We start from the raw sequence: 473 nt of genomic DNA, 5'->3' as shown, positions 1-473 counted from the left end.
GGCCCGGCGGATACCGCCGGGCCCTGCCGCTTGACGCACACCCTTCGCCAGTGAGGGCCATCAACGGAGGGTGGAAGGAAGTCCAGTGGCTGACCTGTTCGACGTCGTCGATGTGCTGGGCCCAGCCCTAGCGAGGGGCGCAGGTGTCATAGGCGAAGGGGTCGTTGCTGCGGACTTCGTCCCAGTCGATGGGGTAGCTGGTCTCGTCCGCCAGCCGCAGGATGAAAGCCGTCGTTGGTGAGCTCGTTGTCGTACAGCGGTTCCAGGCCCGCCGGACCGCGGCCCACCGTTGCGGAAGCCCGAAAGGCTTCGCGTGTCGGTAGGCTCCAGGAAGTTTCGATGGGGGGGGGGAGGCGGGGAAACCCACCCTAACCCCCCCCCCCCATAAAAAACAGTGTTGTTAGACCCGCGCCCACCCAAAAACCCCCCCCCCCCCCCCCAGCCCCCCCCAACCCCCCCACCACCCCCAGCAA

The sequence above is a fragment of the Streptomyces sp. NPDC059567 genome, assembly GCF_042735655.1.
Classification (GTDB): domain Bacteria; phylum Actinomycetota; class Actinomycetes; order Streptomycetales; family Streptomycetaceae; genus Streptomyces.
This window is presented reverse-complemented; position numbering follows the sequence as displayed.